This is a genomic window from Fluviispira sanaruensis (assembly GCF_004295685.1).
Taxonomy (GTDB): domain Bacteria; phylum Bdellovibrionota_B; class Oligoflexia; order Silvanigrellales; family Silvanigrellaceae; genus Silvanigrella; species Silvanigrella sanaruensis.
In genome coordinates, this window is record NZ_AP019368.1 from 749169 (window position 1) to 769838 (window position 20670).

A 20670-nucleotide genomic window follows, 5' to 3' on the forward strand; every position below is an offset into this window, starting at 1 on the left:
CTATTAAAAAATGCCTGTTACAAGAAGAGCAAAGCCGGGCCGACTGACGTTGCTAGGTCCAGGAAAAACAATATCATATTCATAGGAGAGACTTAAAGTTCCAATCAGCCAATCGAGGAAAAAATAATTTACGGCTGCAGTGGGAATAAATTTGTAGTAACTTTGCAAAGGATTGAGAAAGACATAAAGAAAGTCAAAGGTATTGCTCAATTTGAGACTTGTTTTTGAATCATATGCATATGTGGCACTAGGAGTGGCTATCGCTTCGATTGTGTGTCCAACAGACGATGTTGTATTAAACATAACTTGTTCTTGCCCCTGTAATGCAAGATCTAGTTTAAATACGCCGTAATTGCCAAAACTCATATTGTAATATTGATTATAAATTAGTCCACTTTTTTGATATAAAGTGCTTCGAGTAGAAATATCTATTTGGATTCCCATATTGAGTTCAAGTTCTTTGTAATTTATACCAAAAAGAAAGTATTGCATATCAAAGCTATTGTCTACAAAAATTGTTCCAGCTGTTTGATAGAGACGATAACTTTCTTTTTCTTTTTTTCCATCTATTTCTAAATAATTCCGACTTGTTTCGTAAACACTTCCTTCAACAATAAGTGTATCTAAATCAGAATAAGTAGACGTTAAATTCTTTACGTAAAATGCTTTTCCTCCGCCACCGAGAAACCAGCCAGCGTCTTCATTGATTTTACTTGTGTCATAGGTATAAATCCCACCCGCTACAGTTCTCCAACTCGATTGAGAAGCGTATTGCGAAGGGAGAGATTGATTCTGCGCAACAGAAAGAACATTGCCATCATATTGAATGCCAATAGGCACAATGAGACTCCAAGGCTTATCAACATTTATTTTTTTTAAGAATTCCGCAGCTGATTGTCTGAGTGCGGGATCTAATTCATTGTCCCAAACAGCATTCTTAAATGCTTGTTTCGCTTCTTGTAACATATTTTTAAAGTAATATGCGACACCAACATAATATTCATATTCATGGTTCAATTTTTCATCTAAATTAAAGTTTTTCTTTGCTATAAGCAATTCATTTAAAGCTTCTGTATATTTTTTTTCATCTAAATATATTAGCCCCATTTGCCAGTGAGCATAAGATAGTTTGGGATCCAATTTTTGTGCCATTAAAAAGTATTTTTTTGCATCATAAGTTTGAAATAATCCTTTTTTTGCATAACCAAAGTAATAGGGTAACAGAGCATTTTGAGAAAAGTCTCCTTGGTATGGCGCAAGTAAATTTAAAAGTTCAAAATACTCTTCGTGTTGGGCTAAGATTACTGCTTTTTCTAAAACTTCATTTAAATTTGAATCATTAACAACGAGCTTTCTTGCTTCGAGTTCATCTGGTGTAGTGGTAAATGCGAGAAAATTATCTATGACTGCAGTTTTTGGAGAACTCACTGGTAAGAGTTTTCCATTGCCATAAATAATTAATTCCATACCAGCACCTAAATAAATATTTTTATACTTATCTTTTACTTGTTCATTTAAATTTTTAACATTAGGAATTATTTTTATGACCCCACCAATACTGATTACTCGAGTATAGTATTCACCTTTTTTATCGGTCTCCCGCGTAATAAGCGCATCTCCACCGCGTGGAATATTGAGTTGAACTTCATTGGTCAAAATAATCATTTTTGTACTAAATTCTTTTGTCTTTTCATCAGTATCATATAGGTTGCCGGAAGCTTTTGTTCTGATATTCCCAAAGTTTAATTCTGCAACTCGAGCATTGTCATCTTCGTTTTCTTCATTGAGAGACAAACGTGTCGATGGGAGTAAAAACCAAACACCTGATTCTGAATCCGTAATGCGCAGAGCATCGACATTGTCTGTTTCAAAATAACCAAGATTCCATGAAAATTTTCTTGGTACTTTACCAATATAAAGCATGTAATCGTTTTGTATGAGTGTGCCTTTGCCAAATAAAGAAACAACACTTTGAGTGGAAAAATTTGGAGGATTTTGTGTGTCTTTTGGAATTGAATTTTGTTTTAGATAAGCGACTTCTTTGTTCCACTTTTCGGAATCAAACCCTTGTTTAGTATGCATTTTGAATTCATAGGAGTAAGTTGTGCCCCCATAGCTATTTGCAGTGATAATAAAAAGAACAGGGGTCAATTCTTTAAATTCTTTTTCCTTTAAAAGAATTTCACAAGAAATACCTGTGCATATTTTTTTGTTATTCAATATCCAACTTATTGATGAATTTTTTGAAGATGCATCGTCAGCTAAAGTTACTTTCAATGGAATGGGTGAATCATACGCAGCATAAATCTTAATCGGTGGCCCCGATTGAAGGCGGGGCAGGAAATTTTCAGTGAGAGAAGATGGAAGTTGGGCATTCGATTTTAAAGTAAAACAAATAAATATAAAATAAATAAGCAGAATATAGTTACGCTTTGAAAAACTAAACCTATGATGACAATCCTTCATATGCTTCTCCAGCAAGGAGACTCAAAATTCTTTTAAGTTCAGATATTGTACCTTGTTTATCCTGAATAAAGTTTTTCTTGCGAATTGCAAAAATAAGTTTCCCATCTGGTGTGATACGCATGCCTTTTGCTTTTCGATTGCACACGTCTAAAATACGTTTCACAAGTTCTTCACTTGCATCATCCGAAGAGTCAGGTTGCAATACACCTTTATCAAGGCGTATTTCTGTAAAATCTTCTCCAACTGTGAGAGAAAGACATCCAATTAGCAGCAACCATCTCCGAATACGTGCAAGTTCAGCCAGATTTTTTACTTCTTCAGGCAGAGGTCCAAATCGATCTTCGCATTCTGTGATTAGGTTTTGCAATGCGTTTTCCAAGCGAGCACCAAAAAAACGACGGTATGTTCTTAAGCGTTCTTTAGAATTAACAATATAATTTTCAGGAATTTGGGCAGTAAGAGGGAGCGATATTTCAACATCCGTTACTTTTGTTACTTTAATTCCGCCTAATGTTTTTATTGCGTCATCTAGCATTTGTAGATATGTTTCGAGGCCGATATCACTGACTTTACCGCTTTGTTCATCTCCTAATATATTTCCAGAGCCACGCATTTCCATATCATGGCTGGCAATTACAAAACCGCTGCCCAGCTCTTGGTGTTCCTTTAAAATATTGAGTCTTTTAACCCCTTCATCATCTTCATGTGCATTTTGTGAAGTTAATAAATAAGCATAGCCCCGAGTGGAACGTCTTCCTACGCGTCCCCGTAATTGATAAAGTTGAGCAAGGCCAAAGTGATCCGCATTTTGCACAATGATGGTATTTACATTGGGCATATCAATACCAGATTCTATTATTGTGGTGCAAAGTAATATATTATATTTTCCGTCTAAAAAGTTGATTATCGTATTTTCCAACTCTTTTTGGCTCATTTTTCCATGCCCAATACATATCTTTGCTTGAGGCATTAATTTTTGTAAATATATTTGCACAGTCTCTAATTCTTCGACTCGATTGTGTACATAAAATATTTGGCCACCACGATTTAATTCAAATAATATGCTGTCAACAATTGTTGACTCTTCAAAAGGACAGACAAATGTTTTTGTTGCAAGTCGTGATTTTGGTGGTGTAGTTAATAAACTTAAATCTCGTAATCCTACCATAGACATTTGCAAAGTTCTTGGAATTGGAGTTGCTGTCATAGTGAGGACATCAATTCCATATGACATGCTTTTAATTTTTTCTTTTTGCAGAACGCCAAAACGTTGCTCTTCATCTACAATAAGTAAACCGAGATCACGGAAATCGATATCTTTTGATAAAATTCGATGTGTCCCAATTAAAATATCGATCTCACCTTTTTTTATTTTTGTAAGTACTTTTTGAGTTGAAGTAATAGATCGATCGAGGACTTCAATATTTACACCAAAATCATGAAAACGTTCCATCAGAGATCGAAAGTGCTGATGCGCTAGAACAGTTGTCGGAACAAGCCATGCCACTTGTTTGCCATCGAGTATGCAGCGAAAAGCCGCGCGCATAGCCACTTCTGTCTTTCCAAAGCCCACATCTCCACATAAAAGGCGATCCATTGCTTTTGCTTTGCCCATGTCGAACATAATTTCTTTTATTGCACGGGTTTGGTCGATCGTTTCATCATAGGGAAAGGCATCTTCAAATGCAATATAATCTTCATCAATCGTTGCAAACGCATGGCCTGGAGTCATACTTCTCCGCGCTTGATGCTCCATGAGTTCTTTTGCAAGTTTTTCAACGTCGACTTTAGCTTTTTGTTTTCTTTTTTCCCAAGAAGTTCCTTTGAGTGTGTCAAGAGAAGTATTATCAGAAGAACCAATATATTTTTGTACTAAATTTAGTTTATGGACAGGTACATAAATTTTATCATTTCCTGCATATTCAAGTGCTAAAAAGTCACCCGTAATATCCAATATTTTAATTGTCATTAATCCACGAAAACGAGCAATACCATGCTGCACATGAACAATTAAATCGCCTTCAATAAAATCTGAAAATTGAGCGGATAAAAAAGCTTCAGAATTTGATTTTTGTTCTGATGCACTTTCTTCTTCATGAAAATTTTCGAATTTTTCTGCTCTAACAACTCCACGTAACCAGTTTTCTGAAAGAGCGAGTGTTTCACTATTCGGTAAATAAAATCCACCTGAAGTATTGAGAATACAACAGTGAATATTTTCTGTGATTTCTTGTGAAATTATTTTTTTGGCATTGATTTCTTTGGTAGAGAATGGTTGTAATGAATTATCAATTGAAATTGCAGAAAAATCTGGAATATATTTCTCAGTAATACCTGCGAACTCAATAAATGTTTCTTTCGAGTTTGCGAGTAACAATATTTTTTTAATTTGATTATTATCATTGATAATTTCTTTTATTTTTTCTATGCGTGCCGAAAATTTTTGTTTTTCCAAGGGTTTTAAAACGTGCGCAATTTCTTCTGGTACTCTAAATGAACTTAGATTTTGTTTTTCTGTTTGAATATTTTTCTTTGCATGCTCTATATTCGGAAAAATAGCTTCAATTTTTCCGACTGGATAGTTTTTTCCAACTGCGGAATTAAATGAATTTTCATAGAGTTTTTCAATTTCTAAAATAGCTTTGCATAAATTTTCTTTTGAATCCATCAGTTCAAGAGAAATTTCTCTGTTATTTTCTTTTGCAAATGAAATAATAGCGTTATGAAATGCAGATAATATATTATTGGGAGTGAACATGTAAAAGACGTCATCAATGCCAGGAAATTGAATATTTGCCCGCAAGTCTTCTAATAAATTGGCTCGTCCCACTCCCATGACTTTTTGCGCTAATATTGCATGATTAAATTTTTCGATAGCATTTTCAAGTTGACTTGGAAAAGGCCAAACAAATTCTCTTGATGGGAGTAAAACAAGTTTTTCTAAAGTTTGGAATGAACGTTGATCAGAGGCTCGGAATGAGCGAATTTTATCAACTGTGTCTCCAAATATTTCAATGCGTGAAGGGGTTTTTTCTCCAGGTGTCCAGAAATCGACAATGGATCCTCGAACACAAAACTCACCCACTTCTTCAACCCTTTGAACTTCCAAATAAGCTAAACGTTCTAGCTGTTCGATCAATAAATCAGGATCAAGATCGTCTCCGATTTTAATTTCAAATTTATTTTCTTGTATCCATTTAAAATTTGGAAAATTTCTAAGGTAACCAGCTATACTACAAATAAGAATTCTTGGAAATTGAATTCCAATTGAAAAAGACGCAGCTATTCTTTTAGCAATAATTTTACGTGAAGATTCAAAACGAAAAACGCCTGCTTGAAAATATCCAGGTATATGTATTATGTCTTTTTCAGTAAAAATATCCGTACTGAATTGGCGAAGTATTTCTTCAATTTTTTGTGCTTCAGATTCAGTATTTACTATAATAATTTTTGATGATTTGGGAGAGATCATAAGTTGGGCTATGATTTCTACTAAAATAGGTTCGAGGGAAAAAAGATTCATAAACTGGGATGTCCTCGTTTTCCAAATTTCTTAATAATAATTACTTCCATTTGAATTCGCTGCCCTGTTCTCTTTCTATAAGTAAGGTAACAGCTTTTTTAATTGGCATGTCTTCATAAATAACTTTATAAGCAGTGCTTAAGATCGATGCTTCAATTCCAAGCTTTTGGCACAGTTCATGTGCGCTTTGAGCTGTTGTGATTCCCTCTATAACTTGTCCCATGGAATTGAAAATACTTTCCTTTGACTCTCCGCGTGCCATCCGAAAGCCAAATTGGCGATTGCGTGAAAGATCGCCTGTGCAGGTTAAAATGAGATCACCGACTCCACTCAAGCCTAAAAACGTCATGGGATCAGCACCCATTTGCACGCCCACTTTGGCAATTTCGGAAAGACCGCGGGTGATTACTGCTGCGCGTGCATTGTAGCCGAGTTCAAGGCCATCGACTGCACCCGCAACCATAGCGATCACATTTTTTAAAGCCCCAGCAATTTCAACGCCAATAATGTCATTTGAATCATAAATTCTAAAATAGGAGCTGTGTAAAATTTGCGCCGCGACATTGAGTAGTTCTTTATTTTTTGAAGAAACAACAACACATGTGGGTAAGCCTAAGAGCATTTCTTTGGCAAAACTTGGGCCACTTAAACTGCCTACATATGCTTTATTTTTCCAAAAATTTTCTAAAATTTGAGAAGGAAGGCGCAGTGTTTTTTGTTCAATCCCTTTTGCGGCAGATATAAGATTGAGTTTGGGAAAGTTTTTAATATCTTTTTTATTGCGAATTTTCAACCATTTCTTCAGCATCCATTCCGAGACGTTTGCTAAACTTTGGCATGGTATTGCTAATATAATAAGATTAAATTCGCTGAAATCTGTCTCAAACTCTTCAAATGATATAAGCTCACAAGAATGTAACGATTCATGATTTTTTAAATTTTCAAAATTTTTGTCAAAGCGAGCGATTACAGTCACCGCATTATTTTCATTTTGCACACACGCTGCTATTGCAGTGCCAAAAGCTCCTGCCCCAACGACGAGTGTTTTAGTTTTTATCTGTGCGCTCATTGAAGGTTGTCTCCTCTATAAGATCCTCGTGTATGAACTACCTTGATTTTTTAAAGATGTGAAGGACAAAAATATCTCTCATAAATCTATAAAATTTTAATATTAAGGGTAACTCAGGCTTTTATAAAAAGTGGTACATTATATGTATAAAATATATGTGCTCTTTCCCTTTTCATTGTAAAGAGATAAACTTTTTATAATGTAAATCCCTCATAGGAAAGGGGCGGAAGATATGTCAAATTTTCATGATATTGCTCAAGCTTCAGCAAAATTATGTGAATTGCTCAACAGCAAAATTTTTGGTCAAAAAGAAATAGTAGAGCAGATCGTATTAACGATTCTTTGCAATGGTCATGCTCTTTTAACAGGGGCTCCTGGTGTTGCAAAAACCACTTTAGTGCGTAACTTGGCGAAAGCATTGGGTTCTGGCTACAAAAGAATTCAATTTACCCCCGATCTGACTCCTTTCGATATCTTAGGCGGTTATACGATACAATTCGATGAAAAGGATCCAAATCTAAAAAAAATAGGTTTTTCACCTGGACCTATATTTGCTCCCTTTATTCTTGCCGACGAAATCAATCGTGCATCGCCAAGAACACAATCTGCCTTATTAGAGGCAATGCAAGAACGTCAGGTCAGTATTGAAGGCATTTCGAGACCACTGCCTAAACCTTTTTTTGTTTTTGCAACGCAAAATCCAATTGAAAATGAAGGGACTTTTCCTCTTCCTGAAGCCCAATTGGATAGATTTCTCTTAAACTTGGAAATACCTTATCCAGACCTAGAGGCTGAAGTAAAAATCGCTACCCTTTCACAGATGGAAAGTGACCTTGAACCTATCTCTTTTGCTTCAATTTTGTTAGAGGCTAGACGTGTTATCGAAAGTGTTCCAATCAAAGAGGATCTTTTACAGGGAATTGTTCGTATTGTGAGAAACACGAGACCACATGAATCAAAACTTTCTGTGGCGCGAGAATATCTTGAATTTGGAGCCAGTCCGCGAGCCACTCAAGCGTTGTTGATAGCCAGCAAAGCTCTTGCGGTTATCCGTGGACAATCTGAAGTTCAGTTTGACAATGTCACTGAGATAGCTCCGGCTGTTTTACGGCATAGATGCATTGTGAATTTTAGATCTTTGGCAGAAAAAAGAAGTGTTTCTAATATCGTAAATCAAATAGTTCAGGAAACAGTCTTGTGATGAATCTAGTAAATAATAAAAATAATATTTCGTACGCAGTTTTTGTCGATGCTTCTGGAACAATATTAGGCGGATCCCAAACGGGTGCTCTGGGTGTAGAACTTTATCCAGACTCCATTAAGCTTTTAAACGCTATGCGTGAACGGAATATTCATGGAATCAATATAAAAACAGGACTTATCACCAATTGGGGTAACAAAATAAATGCAATGCTAAAAGCGTTGAATGTTATGGATTGTTTTGATGTTGTCATCAGTTCAGATTCCGTCCCAAAAGGAAAACCAGACGCAGAAACTTTTCATTATGCGTGTTCACTTGTAGATATAGAACCTAAAAATGCCATTCATATTGGTGATTCTTTGTTTGACGATGCGCTGGGTGCCCAGAATGCGGGTTTGCATGGTATTTGGTTGCGCCGCTCTCCTTATTCTAGCAAAGACTCAAAGACTTTAAAGCATCCTATTTTTAATAATCTAAATGATGTTTTATTATATTTAGAGTCTATTATTAGAAAGTAATTTATTATTTTCAATAATTAAATCACGTTTAGAAGAAACTGTATTATCTATATTAGGTTTTATCTCATTGCCCCAATAAATTTTTATTTTTCCGCTCAAGGCATCTTTTGGCACTGTTACGTTAACTAAGTCGAGAGGATAACCATTTTTGCTTTGCAAAGTTTTTATTGCATACGATGTTTTGACAGGATGCGACGCGCCATTAAAATAAATAAATCTTCGAGATATATTATGTCCAACAAGAGTAATGACTTGCTTATTTTTAGCCTTTTTAGGGATTTTTTCTATCCAAGTATTTAATGCCTTGTGTCTCCAACCGGCAGTAAATTTATTTTTGTTGGAATCGAGTTTATTCCACAAGCCATTTGCACAATCATCTTTATTCATTAATTTATAAACAACAACTCCCGCATTTTTTCCTTCTGTTCCTTTGTGACATTGCCCACGTGGAGTCATTCTTTCGCAAGCCCAAGCAGTAGATTGAATGGCAATGCATTGTTTAGGATCGAGAACCGCAAGGGCATGACCAGGAAATGCAAGTATATCGCCTGTCCTTGGGGCAAAGCCGTTTTTATAACGTTTGAGCGGAACAAAATTTTTAAGTTCAGAATTAATTCTTCTTTTTGCAAAGGTTTGACTTAAAATTGCTGAATTTTTGTATTTTGAATTATAAGGTAAATTCATTTCGCCTGCATATAAATGCCAAAGAAATCTTGTGCAATCCACTCCATTTTTTCGCATATAATTATATTTATTATTTGCCCGCAAATAATTTCGATCCCAATTTGCATTGAGCTTTTGCGCGGGGTAGGGAATTCCTTGGGTGAAGATGTTCTTTTTAATATCTTGCGAATAACTCAGAAATTTTCTAACTTCAGGTGAGGGGTTTTCTGTATAAAGGGAAGACCATGCCACTGAAACATTTTTTGGATCGGCATAATCGCCAAAATATGTTCTTCGCAGAGAAGAGTTTTTCTGTGACATGCATCCTGAAAGTATGAGACTGATTAATCCTAAAGTTATATAGGTGATTTTTGTTTTCATGGCCGCATTCCTTGTTGTCATCCTCAACATAATCAATATATATCTTTCACGGGCAGTTTTGATTTTGCGTGCTGCAAAATCTGCCTGTTAAATTAGAAACACAAACCCTTAAGCTGTGGTTTTTGGAGTGTCTAGCTTATGTCGAAAAACATAGATTCAGATAAATCTGAGAGTTTTGGTCAATATATTGCAATTCATATGAAATCATATCGTCGTGAATATGGCCTGAGCCAAGAACAACTCTCAGAAAGATCAGGAGTTCCTCGTAGCACAATTGCCAGTTTAGAGCGAGGAGAGGGAAATCCAACTTTACAAGTACTCATTGGTATTGCACAAGGACTGGGCGTTGAGATGGCATCTCTCCTGCAAAAACCGGTTCCAACTGCTGTATTGCGCAAGAAAAAAGACTTTACAAAAGTAACAAAAAAATTAATTGAGTCAAACGAAACAGCAGCTAAAACAGTTGATATAATGTTGTTAACTCCAGAAAATTCTCGTTACCTTATATTGCAAGAATATATTTTAAATGAAGGAGAACGATTTCCGGGTTCACCACACACACCTGGCACGGAAGAGTATTTTTATTGTCAGGAGGGTTCTTTTGAAATCATGGTTGAAAGCGAATACTTTATAGTTGAAGAAGGAGATCTTCTTTGCTTTGATGGTCATCAAAAGCATGCCTATGCTTGTTGTCTTGGCTTTAAAAGATCGAAGGGCTTGAGTATTGTTGTGCAAGTTCCTAAGTTTTGATTCATCTGGTTTATATAAATTTATAATATTATCAAAATGGGCTTGAATGGCAGGATTGTGCGAGATATACTTCCGCAGCAGTAGAACTGAGAATTTATTAATATTTTGACAAAAACTTAAAGAAGTCATATAAAGCCCTTCCGCTTCATGGAGGATGTAATGACAATTTCTGTTTACTTTGCTGATGGTGTTATTGATTTACTTAAAAAAGTTCGATTTACAGATTCTAGACCATTTGTTCAGAAGAAAGCAGAAGCGCTCATTTTGCATGCACATAGCATACCAATCAAAGAAATTGCAAAGATATTAGATTCATGTGAAAATACAATTTGTTCTTATTTTCATGAATTTAAAACATCAGGAATTGAAGGATTACTTGAGAAAAAAATTATAGAAAGAAAAAGTGAACTTTATAATTTTCGGAAAATGATTGAGGAAGAGTTTCGCAAAAATCCTCCGCAATCTTCAAAGGAAGCTGGTAAACGCATTGAAGAGCTCACAGGTGTGAAGCGAAGTAACACACAAATTAAAGTATTTATGAAATCACTTGGAATGTCTTATAGAAAGACCGCAGTAATACCAGCAAAAGCAAATATTATTCAACAAGATATTTTTAAAAAAAAATTCTAGAGCCAATAATAGAAGAATCGCGAAGTGGGAAAGTAAAATTATTTTTTATGGATGCTGCTCATTTTATATATGGCGCATTCCAAGGATATTTATGGTCATTTGATCGGATTTTTATCAAGACAGGAAGTGGTCGAGAGCGCTTTAACATCTTAGGGGCTTTCGATCCTATTTCTAATAAATTAATAACAATAGAAAATGAGAGTAAAATTAATGCAGAAGTAGTTTGCAAAATATTGCATAAAATAAGATATCAATGTGGTTCTGAAAAGATAAGTATTGTATTGGATAATGCAAGAAATCAGCATTGTAAGCTTGTTAGAAGTCGTGCATCTCGCCTTGGAATTGAACTCATATTTCTTCCACCGTACTCGCCAAATTTGAATATAATTGAAAGATATTGGAAATATGTGAAAAAAAAATGCTTAAATTCAAAATATCACATGAGTTTTTCTTTATTTAAAGAGGCACTTAAAAATTGTCTGCGTAAAACAAATTTTGACAAGGAAACTAGAGATGAGCTTGTTTCATTAATGCAGCTAAATTTTCAGGAATTCAAAGAATCTCAACTTCTAGTCGCCTGAAGTATATTAGTCATGTGTTAAAAAATATTTCAACAAAAAGCAAGTGATTTTTTTTATTCAAAGAAATGTGTCAATTATTTTTATTCATTGAAGCTTTAATTTGTCTTAATTTCATTTACTATAAATCTATGAGAATAAAAATTATGCTATATTAGAAAGGAAATTATTCATATGAATCAGTCTTATAATGAACTAACAAAAGAAATTTCTTCTTCAATTAATAAAATGAAAGAGAATATACCTGATGTATTAAAAGGATTTTATCAAATGTCTGGAAGCGCCTTAAAGGCAAATACTATTGATGCTAAAACAAAAGAATATTTAGCTCTTGCAATAGGAATTGCAAACAGGTGCTCTGAATGTATTGCATTTCATACAAAAGCTTTAATAAGTTTAGGCATTACTAAACAGGAGTTTGATGAAATTTTAGGGGTTTGTATTTATATGGGTGGGGGGCCATCTCTTATGTATGCAGCAAAAGCACAAAATGCTTATGAAGAGTTCACAAATTTAAAATAGGATAATAATAGCTTACAATAAAGGAGATATTTATGCAAAAAAATATTCACTCAGTAGAGAGAGTAGTAAGAATTATAGTGGGATTATTTCTTGCCTCATTGGCCTTTTGGGGACCAAAAAATTATTGGTTTCTATTGGGTTTAATACCATTTCTGACTGGAATATTAGGTTGGTGCCCACCTTATGCTTTATTAGGTATAAACACTTGTAAATTTGGTAAAAAATAATCATATTTTTATCATAATTATTTAATTTTAAAATAAGACCTATAGCCTTCTTTTGACTTACAAGAAATATAAAATATGTACAACAAAAAATCTAAATATAATGCCAGTTAATAGTTGAGAATGTTAAATTAAAATATAAACATGTACTTAAATAGACATGCAGAAAATCGTCCGAATACATGAACTATTAGCCCCTTACTGGATCGAACTTTTGATGCTATTTGAATACCACTCGTTTCGATTAGCCAGCTGAAGAGGATTTCGATTGACTGTCGAAAAGAACTAACAATTTTTGAATAAACTTTTTCATCATGTGAAAGTTCTTTTTTTGACTTTGACAGTTTAATAGGAGTATGAATTTCTGATCCAATATGGCCTAATTTGCGTTTTGTTTTTTTATCTATATACGCCTTATCTGCAAGGATTTTAGTATCTTTTAAAGTTAGAAGATCCTCTTTAATAGCAGTTAAGTCATGAACACTTGCTTTTGTAACTTTTAAGAATTTTGGTGTAGCTAACTTTTTATTTCTAAATGTTGCAATAAGATGAATCTTCAATCCATAGTAATAAGTTTCTTTGGAGGAACAGTATCCAATGGAAGAGATGTCGTTGGCTGTCTTGCATTTATAAAACCTTGAATTTTTTGTAAGCATAATAGGTAATGAATCAACTAATGTAATGTTTTCCTCAGAGTTAAATGCAATTTTAAATTTGTCGTTCTTAAGTAAAAATTTTACTAGTTCAGGAAATACATTATTTAAGGAGTTTAGTCGAAATAAAAATCCTTCATAGGAAGGCAAATATGGAAACCAATCGAAAAGGAAATTTTTTATATACTTGAAAATAGATTTAACGTTTTTGAGTCCATTCAAAATTCCAAAAATATAAATAGTGATGACTTCTTCATCAGTAAACAAGGGATTTGAATTGGGACTTATTTTTAAAAAAGTGTGAGGAGAAAGTTGAGAAAAGAAATTGCAGATTGTAAGATAGATTTTGATGAGTTGGCTCTGCCAGTCCATTGGTAGCTCCTTTGTTTATTTTTTTATGCAAAAAATTATTTAACAAATCGGAGCTATTTATTCAATTCTCAAAGCTACTTTCTCAACTATTAATTCGCATATATAGTTTCAGAAATTTCTCCAAACATAAGGCTAATATCTAAACCTTAAAATGTAGAATCAAACAGATTATCAGAACTGCCAACTGCAACTGCTGTCGCAGTTAAAAGCATAGTACAAAAAAGTGAAAATCCTGCATGAATTCTTCTTCATTCTTTTATTCTGCAGATCAAAAATTGATATTTAATAAATTTTTTACACAAGATGAAATTTTTTCCTACTTCAAAATTTAAATTTAAGCAATAATTACAATATAATTATAAAAAGAAAGTTTTTCAATTTATGAAATTAACATATGCAAAATACTTATTTTCATTTGTTTCACTTTTATATAGTTTTAATTCTTTTAGTATAGAAGAATTATCGTTTCCAAAAATTTGGGAACAAATTGTAATATATTCTCCTGAAAATAAATATATAAACTATATGAAAATGTCTTCAGACAAAAGCATAGATAGACAAAATTTATATTGGCTTCCAGGTTTATATTTGAATTCACAACTGATTTCAACTAACGATCCTACCTTAACATTTATGAATTATTTAGGAGAAGGACAAGTCAAGCAAGATGATTTTATTCCTTCTCGTTTAAATTCCCCTTCAAATAATGTGTTTACTTCAACACAAGCAGGTTTAGATTATTTAATTTACGATGGGAATACTCGATCTTCATATTTAAATGCACAAAGACATGTATCTAAATCTTTAGAATACGAGAAAAAATCTGAGTTGATGAATCTATATGTAAGAGCACTTAGAGAATATACAAAAATTTTAGTCGCAGATGAATTCTATCGAGAACTTAAAGATATCCAAAATAATATTGACAGCATAATAAATAATTATCGTGTAGGAGAAAAATCGAATCCTGTTGGTTACAGTGGATATCTAAGCCTGAAAAGTGCATTAAATAAAGTCCTTATTTTTAAACAGGATTGTGTATTAAATTTAAAAAATTCAAAAATAGTTTTAAATTTAATGGCGGGTATTGATAAAAAAGATTGGAATAATCCAACTATAACAGCCGATAATTTTACATCAATGTATTTTTTTAATCCTGATAATTCTATAAATTCTTATAAATATTTAGCGGAACTTGAAAATTTATCCGTTATCAGAGAAAAAATCAATGTAGAAGAAGCAAAATATTTACCAAAAATAGGTGTATTTAGTCAAGCAAATATTTATAGCGGCGAACGAGATACAAATACTTCATATACTTTTGGTCTATATATCAAATTTAATTTATCTGCTTCTGATTTTGGATCTGCAGAAGAAATTGAATTACTTGCAAAATCGAAAGAAGAAGCGTCTAAAATTATATATTTATCACAAAAAATAATTAATGATAGTTCAAATGAAAATTCAATTACAATAAAAAACAAAATAGAATTAATACAAAAAAGTGAAGAAATTTTAAATGAACAAATTAAAGTAATTGGAAAATTATTTAAAAATGGAAACGCTTCTGTTGCTCAAATATCTGAACTATATATTAAAAAAATTGATTTATTAGCAAATAAATTCTCTTTAAAAAATTATCTATACGAGTCTGATTTAGCAAAAGTTTCATTATCAAAAAGAAGTTTAGAGCCTAAAGATATTTGGGGTATAAAATGACAGGAAAAGGTTTAGGTCTCGCAGGAATAATTAGTAAAAATTTTATCCACTCAAAATTAACAATTATTATTGTTTTTTTAAGTATATTTATTGGCTTTATTGCTGTTTGGATGACTCCCAAAGAAGAAGAACCACAGATATCAGTTCCTATGATAGATATTCAAACATATTCACCAAATTTTGAGGCTGCTTCTGAAGTGGAAAGAAAGGTAACTGAACCTATAGAGCGCGCTGTCTGGGGGTTAGATGGAGTTGAATACGTATATTCTTCAAGCAGCCCCCATCAAAGCCTTGTTACAGTTCGTTTTAAAGTTGGAGAGTCTATAGAAACAAGTCTTGTTAAAGTACATCATAAATTAATGGAAATAAATGATGAAATTGGTAGTTCAATATTACCTTCTAAAGTGAAGTCATATTCTATTGATGATGTTCCATTTTTAACTATTAGTTTTAGTTCTACTTTAATAGATGATACAAAGTTAAGAAGTTTAATAGCTCCTTTAGCAAGAGAGCTTTCAGCTACACCTGATTTGAATACAGTTGAATTATTAGGCGGAAAGAGAAGAGCAATAAGAGTTATTGTAGATCCTAAACTTTTAGAACAAAAAGGTGTAACTTTAAGGCAAGTTACTCAAGCAATTTATTTAAATGATTCTATAAAATACGCAGGAAAGGACTGGGGTAAAAATCAAGTTTTTGATGTTGAAGTGGGTGGACATTATAAGAATATTGAGGATATACAAAATGTTGCAATTGGGCAACGCGGTGGCATGATTGTAAGAATTAAAAATGTTGCTAAAGTTCTAGATACTGCTGAAGAACGATTTCGCCAATCGGTATTAATTGAACGAGAAAATATCAATTTATTTCAAAATGCTGTTTCATTATCTTTTACTAAAAGAAAAGGAACTAATGTAGTATTGCTTTCTCAACAACTCATTTCAAGAGTGAATGCTTTTACTAAAACTTTACCTGCTGAAATAAAAATGTCGATTGTTCGTGATTATGGCTCGACAGCTGCCGATAAGACTAAAGAATTAATTGAACATTTATTATTAGCGACACTTTCTGTAAGTGTACTTATTGCAATATTTATGGGATTAAGAGCATCTCTTGTAATTGCAGTAGCAATTCCTGTTACACTCGCTTTGACTTTGGCTGTCTACTATTTTTTGGGTTATACGCTTAATCGAGTTACATTATTTGCCCTCATTTTTTCAATTGGAATTTTAGTTGATGATGCTATTGTTGTTTTTGAGAATATAGAGAGACATACAAAAGAGAATAAAGAATCTTTTTTAAAGGCTGTTATAACTGCTGTTTCGGAAGTTGGAAACCCTACAATATTAGCTACTTTTACAGTCATAGCATCTATTTTACCTATGGCATTTGTGCGTGGAATGATGGGGCCATATATGAAGCCCATTCCTGTTGGTGCAAGTTTTGCTATGATTATTTCATTATTAGTTGCATTTATTGTAACTCCTTGGGCAGCTGTAAGACTTTTAAAGTCACAAAAACACATTTCTGAGACAGATGAAAGCAAAAAAAGACAACGAATATTAGATAAATCATATAAAAAAATTATGAATATTTTTCTTTCTAGTCGTGTATTTACTTCCTTGTTTCTGTTATTTAATGGTTTTTTACTTCTAGCTGCAGTTTCATTATTCTATTTTAAAAGTGTAAAAGTTAAAATGCTCCCTTTTGATAATAAAAACGAATTTCAAATATTAGTGGATTATAAAACAACAACTACTTTAAAAAATTCATTAGAATTATCTAAAAAATTAGCAATAAATTTGTTTCAAGAAAAAAATATTGATAAAATTCAAATTTATGCAGGAGAACCAGCTCCTTTTTCATTTTCTGGCATGGTAAAACATACATTTTTGCGGCATATGGATTATCAAAATGATTTGCATATTGTATTAATAGATAAAGAAAAAAGAAAAGAATCTAGTCATTATATCATTGAAAATATAAGAACAATTATTAATAAATTCTCACTAGAAAATAAAGCTACAATAAAAATATTGGAAATACCTCCAGGTCCGCCTGTCCTAGCAACTGTTGTTGCTGAAATTTATGCTCCAAATCCTCAGCTCAGAGAAAAAGCAGCAGCTGATGTTTTAAAAGTATTTAGAAATGAACCTTCTGTTGTTGATTTAGATTACTCTTGGAGGCCTCAACGGCCTAGAAAATTTTATAATTATAATCAATTAAAGGGAGGATTATTAGGAACTAATGCAAATGAAATAACAAATAATGGGATACTTACATTTTCTGAAAATTCGTTACTTACTTTAAATGATATTTCAAGTCCAGAAGATGTGAATATTGACTTATCAATTGATGATTTAATTCGCTCAAGTCAATATCCTTTTCAAAATCAAAATGTATCTTCATTTGACACTGGCTTTTCAGCCTTAGATAAAACTTTAGATCCATTAATAGTTAAAGAAACAATATCATTATTTAGAAAAAATTTAAAGCCAGTAAGTTATATTATGAGTGAACTATCTGGGCAAGAAGAGGCTCCTGTGTATGGAATTCAAAAACTTGCAAAAAATATTCATTATCCGCTTCAAATTGTTGATGTTCCTTGGGATATCAATTCTGCAATCGTAAAATGGGATGGTGAATGGTTTATAACATATGAAGTTTTTCGCGATTTAGGTTTGGCTTTTGCAATTGTTTTAATTTTAATTTACGTCCTTGTTGTTGGCTGGTTTAAAAGTTATTTAGTTCCTATTGCAATAATGGCACCTATCCCAATCAGTTTAATTGGAATTATACCGGGTCATTCAATATTCAATGCATATTTTACAGCTACATCAATGATTGGTTTTATTGCTGGTGCAGGAATTATTGTAAGAAATTCCATTATTTTAATTGACTTTATCGAAAATCAATTAAAAGAAGGTGTTCCTCTAAAAGAGGCTGTGGTTCTTGCAGGTGTTACAAGATTTCGCCCCATGCTTTTGACCGCGGCAGCAGTAATCGTAGGAAGTACTGTCATATTATTTGATCCTATTTTTCAAGGCTTAGCAATAAGCTTAATGTTTGGTGAAGTTGCTGCGACAGTTTTAAGTTTTTTTGCAATTCCCATTTTGTATTATTGGCTCATTGGAAAAAAAAGAGCTTCAGAGCTTTTCATCAATAAGGTAAAAAAATCCTATGAAAACTGAAAATAAAATTCGCGCAGTTGCGGGAAGTTTTGTTCTCTTAAGTTTATGTTTATTTTACTTTCATTCTATTTATTGGTTATTTTTAAATGTTTTTGTTGGATTTAACCTATTGCAATCCAGTTTTACTAATTTTTGTCCCCTAGAAAAAATTTTACAGAAATTTGAAAAAAAAAATTGAGAGTATACTTATTACTTAACACCCATCGCACTTAGGCGATGGGTTACTTAAGCAACTAAAATTGCCAACTCACATTGCTAAAGTAGTTATTCATCTACCTTAAACCGATCTTTATCATGATGATGATTTTGATTTTCTATTTTACTATCATTTTTCTTACAAACGAAGGTTTAAAAGAGAATCTATTTTTCTTTTATTTTCTATATTTTACTAATGTATTTGAAAATAATTTTTTTAGCAAAGTATTTTGTTTTTATTCTGTATTTGATGTAAATGCGTTTTGGAACTCCTATCATCATATCTAAATATACCCATGAAAGAAAAGTTTTGATCAGAAATCAGTCTATCATGCAACGAGCGCACACTGCAGTGCAGCGCATCTGTAGAAATCATTTTTGTGTGGGGGATTCTCATCTGTTTAGCGGCAGCTTGGTAAGAAGTAATTATAAATTGACTACAAAATGAACCCCTTAACCCCCATTCTGGATTATTTGAAAAAGCATCCCTAGAATAAAGATTAGCTCTTAATTTTGCATTTTTTCTGAAAGCCCTCGAGTGGAAAATAGAAAAAACGGCGGCTGGCTTATTATACCTAATATTTCCTTCAAGAGCCCACATCATAGCTATTTGAGCCGCTTAATCTCCCCAATCAGCATTACGAGGGTAATATATGAAATAGAGCCCTGAGCTTAAATTAGTTGTGCGAACTTTACCAGTACCACTTGCTTCTGCAATTTCTGGCTCAGCTAAATTTCCTTTATTCTGACACCAGATAGTTGCATGAACTAATGATGCGCTACCAAGACTGCTTGGTACAATAGATTGCCCAATAGCAATTAATTTATGTTTCCATGTCGTGTTTGTTGGTTCATCCATTAATAAAAGTATGCTCCCAGTTTTTAATTCTGCTTTTGGTAAATTCAATTGTGTTTTAAATGATTTGTTAAAATTTGTATTCATTATTTTAATCCAACTTTTTGTACGATCAACGTTCTCGGGTCGTTTCTACTTTTCTTCTATCTTACTATTAACCGGCTATAACATTGTTGCTTTTTCACCATCAGCTTCTGGGAAAGCCCTGGTATAGGTGGCAACGAATATTTAGTAAAAAACCGTCAAATGAAAAAAAATGATATTTATGAAAAATTTAATAATGAAATCTTAACAGCATTCAAAAATATAAAGACTCAAGAAATTATAGAAGGAGATTTAATAGCTGGCCTTTCGTTTGGTTTTTGGACATCAATTATTGGTAAACCGTTTGTAAATATATTAGAAAATAAAGATTTATATATAAAGGTATTTAAAGAATTAAAACTTGAATATAAAGAAATTGGTACAACTGAATATAATAAAAAGGTTAATAAAATTAGGGGTGATTTAAATAATATTAGATCAAACCGTAATCGTGTTTTTCATCATGAAAAGCTTAAAGATTATGATAAAACTGAAAAATTGATTTGGGAAATAATATCTCAGATGTCCAAAGTCTCTCATGATTATTTTTTGGAAAATTTTAAAAAATCTATCTAAAGGAATTAATCATGAATAATTGTAGCAACCCACTTTTGAATGTTATACGGAGTCCATTAAATTTCTACCACTAGATTTCAGCATAACAATTTGATATTATAAAATATTATCATTTAAACTTAGGAAGAAACTTTTTGGACTGCGTATTAGATTGCTAGCATCCTTAGATTGCAAAATTCTACTCGTGAAAAGCTCCTCTACTCGCAATCTAATAATCCTAAAGAGAAATACGTTTACCCGCAATCTAAGAGCAATTAGCTTGGGAATGAGTGAATTTAGTAAAAAACATTTTGATTTAGCTGGGTTGATTTAATTTAAAAAAATTTGTAATTTTAATTTTAATAAAATATTACCAAACAAAACCATAACCAATTAATATAGAAATTATGTTGACAAAAATCTTTTATAATATTTAAATACATTTGCTTTAAACCAATCAGTTCTTTTATTTATTTATTTATTTATTTATTTATTTATTTATTTATTTATTTATTTATGA

At 32.5% G+C, this 20670-nt stretch carries 17 protein-coding genes; 11 read left to right on the forward strand and 6 right to left on the reverse strand.

Annotated features, from left to right (window positions below; all coding sequences use genetic code 11):
* Positions 1-3 precede the first annotated feature (3 nt).
* From EZS29_RS03275 to EZS29_RS03285, 3 genes are read right to left on the reverse strand one after another with little or no spacing between them, the layout of a single operon-like run.
* Positions 4-2466, reverse strand: coding sequence for a tetratricopeptide repeat protein (locus tag EZS29_RS03275; protein ID WP_130606493.1), 2463 nt, complete (start codon positions 2464-2466; stop codon positions 4-6).
* A complete protein-coding gene (gene mfd, locus EZS29_RS03280) occupies positions 2447-5989 on the reverse strand; it encodes a transcription-repair coupling factor (protein ID WP_130606495.1) in 3543 nt (1180 codons plus the stop codon). Before mfd ends, EZS29_RS03275 begins: the two co-directional genes overlap by 20 nt.
* 40 nt (positions 5990-6029) lie before the next feature.
* A complete protein-coding gene (locus EZS29_RS03285; RefSeq protein WP_130606497.1) occupies positions 6030-7058 on the reverse strand; it encodes an NAD(P)H-dependent glycerol-3-phosphate dehydrogenase in 1029 nt (342 codons plus the stop codon).
* Positions 7059-7290: 232 nt separating this feature from the next.
* Between EZS29_RS03285 and EZS29_RS03290 the strand changes: the two genes are divergently transcribed.
* Positions 7291-8259, forward strand: a complete 969-nt coding sequence (locus tag EZS29_RS03290; protein ID WP_130606499.1) for an AAA family ATPase — start codon at positions 7291-7293, stop codon at positions 8257-8259.
* A complete protein-coding gene (locus EZS29_RS03295; RefSeq protein ID WP_246035215.1) occupies positions 8259-8777 on the forward strand; it encodes an HAD family hydrolase in 519 nt (172 codons plus the stop codon). The genes EZS29_RS03290 and EZS29_RS03295 overlap by 1 nt, the downstream gene beginning before the upstream one ends.
* Here EZS29_RS03295 and EZS29_RS03300 read toward each other — a convergent pair.
* Entirely contained in the window at positions 8754-9821 is a 1068-nt protein-coding gene (locus EZS29_RS03300) for a hypothetical protein (protein WP_130606504.1), read from the reverse strand. The genes EZS29_RS03295 and EZS29_RS03300 overlap by 24 nt on opposite strands.
* A gap of 138 nt (positions 9822-9959) precedes the next feature.
* Between EZS29_RS03300 and EZS29_RS03305 the strand changes: the two genes are divergently transcribed.
* From EZS29_RS03305 to EZS29_RS03325, 5 genes are all read left to right on the forward strand, one after another.
* Complete coding sequence (locus EZS29_RS03305) at positions 9960-10571, forward strand: helix-turn-helix domain-containing protein (RefSeq protein WP_130606506.1); 612 nt, start codon at positions 9960-9962, stop codon at positions 10569-10571.
* Positions 10572-10730: 159 nt separating this feature from the next.
* Positions 10731-11201: a helix-turn-helix domain-containing protein gene (locus EZS29_RS03310; RefSeq protein WP_130606509.1), complete on the forward strand. Its 471-nt coding sequence runs from the start codon at positions 10731-10733 to the stop codon at positions 11199-11201.
* An 8-nt stretch (positions 11202-11209) separates the two neighbouring features.
* Positions 11210-11782 carry an IS630 family transposase gene (locus tag EZS29_RS03315; RefSeq protein ID WP_281276328.1) on the forward strand — a complete coding sequence of 191 codons (573 nt, stop codon included), beginning with the start codon at positions 11210-11212 and terminating at the stop codon, positions 11780-11782.
* A gap of 171 nt (positions 11783-11953) precedes the next feature.
* The gene (locus EZS29_RS03320) at positions 11954-12301 is read left to right on the forward strand and encodes a carboxymuconolactone decarboxylase family protein (protein WP_130606513.1); all 348 of its coding nucleotides are present in this window, start codon (positions 11954-11956) and stop codon (positions 12299-12301) included.
* 32 nt (positions 12302-12333) lie between these two features.
* A complete protein-coding gene (locus EZS29_RS03325; protein ID WP_130606515.1) occupies positions 12334-12528 on the forward strand; it encodes a YgaP family membrane protein in 195 nt (64 codons plus the stop codon).
* A 128-nt stretch (positions 12529-12656) separates the two neighbouring features.
* On the opposite strand, the gene EZS29_RS03330 is transcribed toward EZS29_RS03325, so the two are convergent.
* Complete coding sequence (locus EZS29_RS03330; protein ID WP_130606517.1) at positions 12657-13550, reverse strand: IS982 family transposase; 894 nt, start codon at positions 13548-13550, stop codon at positions 12657-12659.
* A gap of 381 nt (positions 13551-13931) precedes the next feature.
* On the opposite strand from EZS29_RS03330, the gene EZS29_RS03335 reads away from it, so the two are divergent.
* Genes EZS29_RS03335 through EZS29_RS16260 form a run of 3 tightly spaced genes read left to right on the forward strand, consistent with a single transcriptional unit; the run spans position 13932 to position 18638 of the window.
* Entirely contained in the window at positions 13932-15269 is a 1338-nt protein-coding gene (locus EZS29_RS03335) for a TolC family protein (RefSeq protein ID WP_130606519.1), read from the forward strand.
* Positions 15266-18460, forward strand: a complete 3195-nt coding sequence (locus EZS29_RS03340) for an efflux RND transporter permease subunit (protein WP_130606521.1) — start codon at positions 15266-15268, stop codon at positions 18458-18460. Before EZS29_RS03335 ends, EZS29_RS03340 begins: the two co-directional genes overlap by 4 nt.
* Positions 18450-18638 carry a YgaP family membrane protein gene (locus EZS29_RS16260; RefSeq protein ID WP_130606523.1) on the forward strand — a complete coding sequence of 63 codons (189 nt, stop codon included), beginning with the start codon at positions 18450-18452 and terminating at the stop codon, positions 18636-18638. Before EZS29_RS03340 ends, EZS29_RS16260 begins: the two co-directional genes overlap by 11 nt.
* Positions 18639-19274: 636 nt before the next feature.
* On the opposite strand, the gene EZS29_RS03350 is transcribed toward EZS29_RS16260, so the two are convergent.
* Positions 19275-19598: a hypothetical protein gene (locus EZS29_RS03350; RefSeq protein ID WP_130606526.1), complete on the reverse strand. Its 324-nt coding sequence runs from the start codon at positions 19596-19598 to the stop codon at positions 19275-19277.
* Positions 19599-19757: 159 nt separating this feature from the next.
* Between EZS29_RS03350 and EZS29_RS03355 the strand changes: the two genes are divergently transcribed.
* Positions 19758-20171 carry a hypothetical protein gene (locus tag EZS29_RS03355; protein WP_130606528.1) on the forward strand — a complete coding sequence of 138 codons (414 nt, stop codon included), beginning with the start codon at positions 19758-19760 and terminating at the stop codon, positions 20169-20171.
* Positions 20172-20670 lie beyond the last annotated feature (499 nt).

Coding starts and splice junctions, on each gene's coding strand:
- EZS29_RS03355 (WP_130606528.1), top strand. CDS start 19,758: ATGAAAAAAAATGATATTTATGAAAAATTTAATAATGAAATCTTAACA.
- EZS29_RS03310 (WP_130606509.1), top strand. CDS start 10,731: ATGACAATTTCTGTTTACTTTGCTGATGGTGTTATTGATTTACTTAAA.
- EZS29_RS03335 (WP_130606519.1), top strand. CDS start 13,932: ATGAAATTAACATATGCAAAATACTTATTTTCATTTGTTTCACTTTTA.
- EZS29_RS03350 (WP_130606526.1), bottom strand. CDS start 19,598: ATGAATACAAATTTTAACAAATCATTTAAAACACAATTGAATTTACCA.
- EZS29_RS03295 (WP_246035215.1), top strand. CDS start 8,259: ATGAATCTAGTAAATAATAAAAATAATATTTCGTACGCAGTTTTTGTC.
- EZS29_RS03285 (WP_130606497.1), bottom strand. CDS start 7,058: ATGAGCGCACAGATAAAAACTAAAACACTCGTCGTTGGGGCAGGAGCT.
- EZS29_RS03275 (WP_130606493.1), bottom strand. CDS start 2,466: ATGAAGGATTGTCATCATAGGTTTAGTTTTTCAAAGCGTAACTATATT.
- EZS29_RS03340 (WP_130606521.1), top strand. CDS start 15,266: ATGACAGGAAAAGGTTTAGGTCTCGCAGGAATAATTAGTAAAAATTTT.
- mfd (WP_130606495.1), bottom strand. CDS start 5,989: ATGAATCTTTTTTCCCTCGAACCTATTTTAGTAGAAATCATAGCCCAA.
- EZS29_RS16260 (WP_130606523.1), top strand. CDS start 18,450: ATGAAAACTGAAAATAAAATTCGCGCAGTTGCGGGAAGTTTTGTTCTC.
- EZS29_RS03330 (WP_130606517.1), bottom strand. CDS start 13,550: ATGGACTGGCAGAGCCAACTCATCAAAATCTATCTTACAATCTGCAAT.
- EZS29_RS03300 (WP_130606504.1), bottom strand. CDS start 9,821: ATGAAAACAAAAATCACCTATATAACTTTAGGATTAATCAGTCTCATA.
- EZS29_RS03325 (WP_130606515.1), top strand. CDS start 12,334: ATGCAAAAAAATATTCACTCAGTAGAGAGAGTAGTAAGAATTATAGTG.
- EZS29_RS03320 (WP_130606513.1), top strand. CDS start 11,954: ATGAATCAGTCTTATAATGAACTAACAAAAGAAATTTCTTCTTCAATT.
- EZS29_RS03305 (WP_130606506.1), top strand. CDS start 9,960: ATGTCGAAAAACATAGATTCAGATAAATCTGAGAGTTTTGGTCAATAT.
- EZS29_RS03290 (WP_130606499.1), top strand. CDS start 7,291: ATGTCAAATTTTCATGATATTGCTCAAGCTTCAGCAAAATTATGTGAA.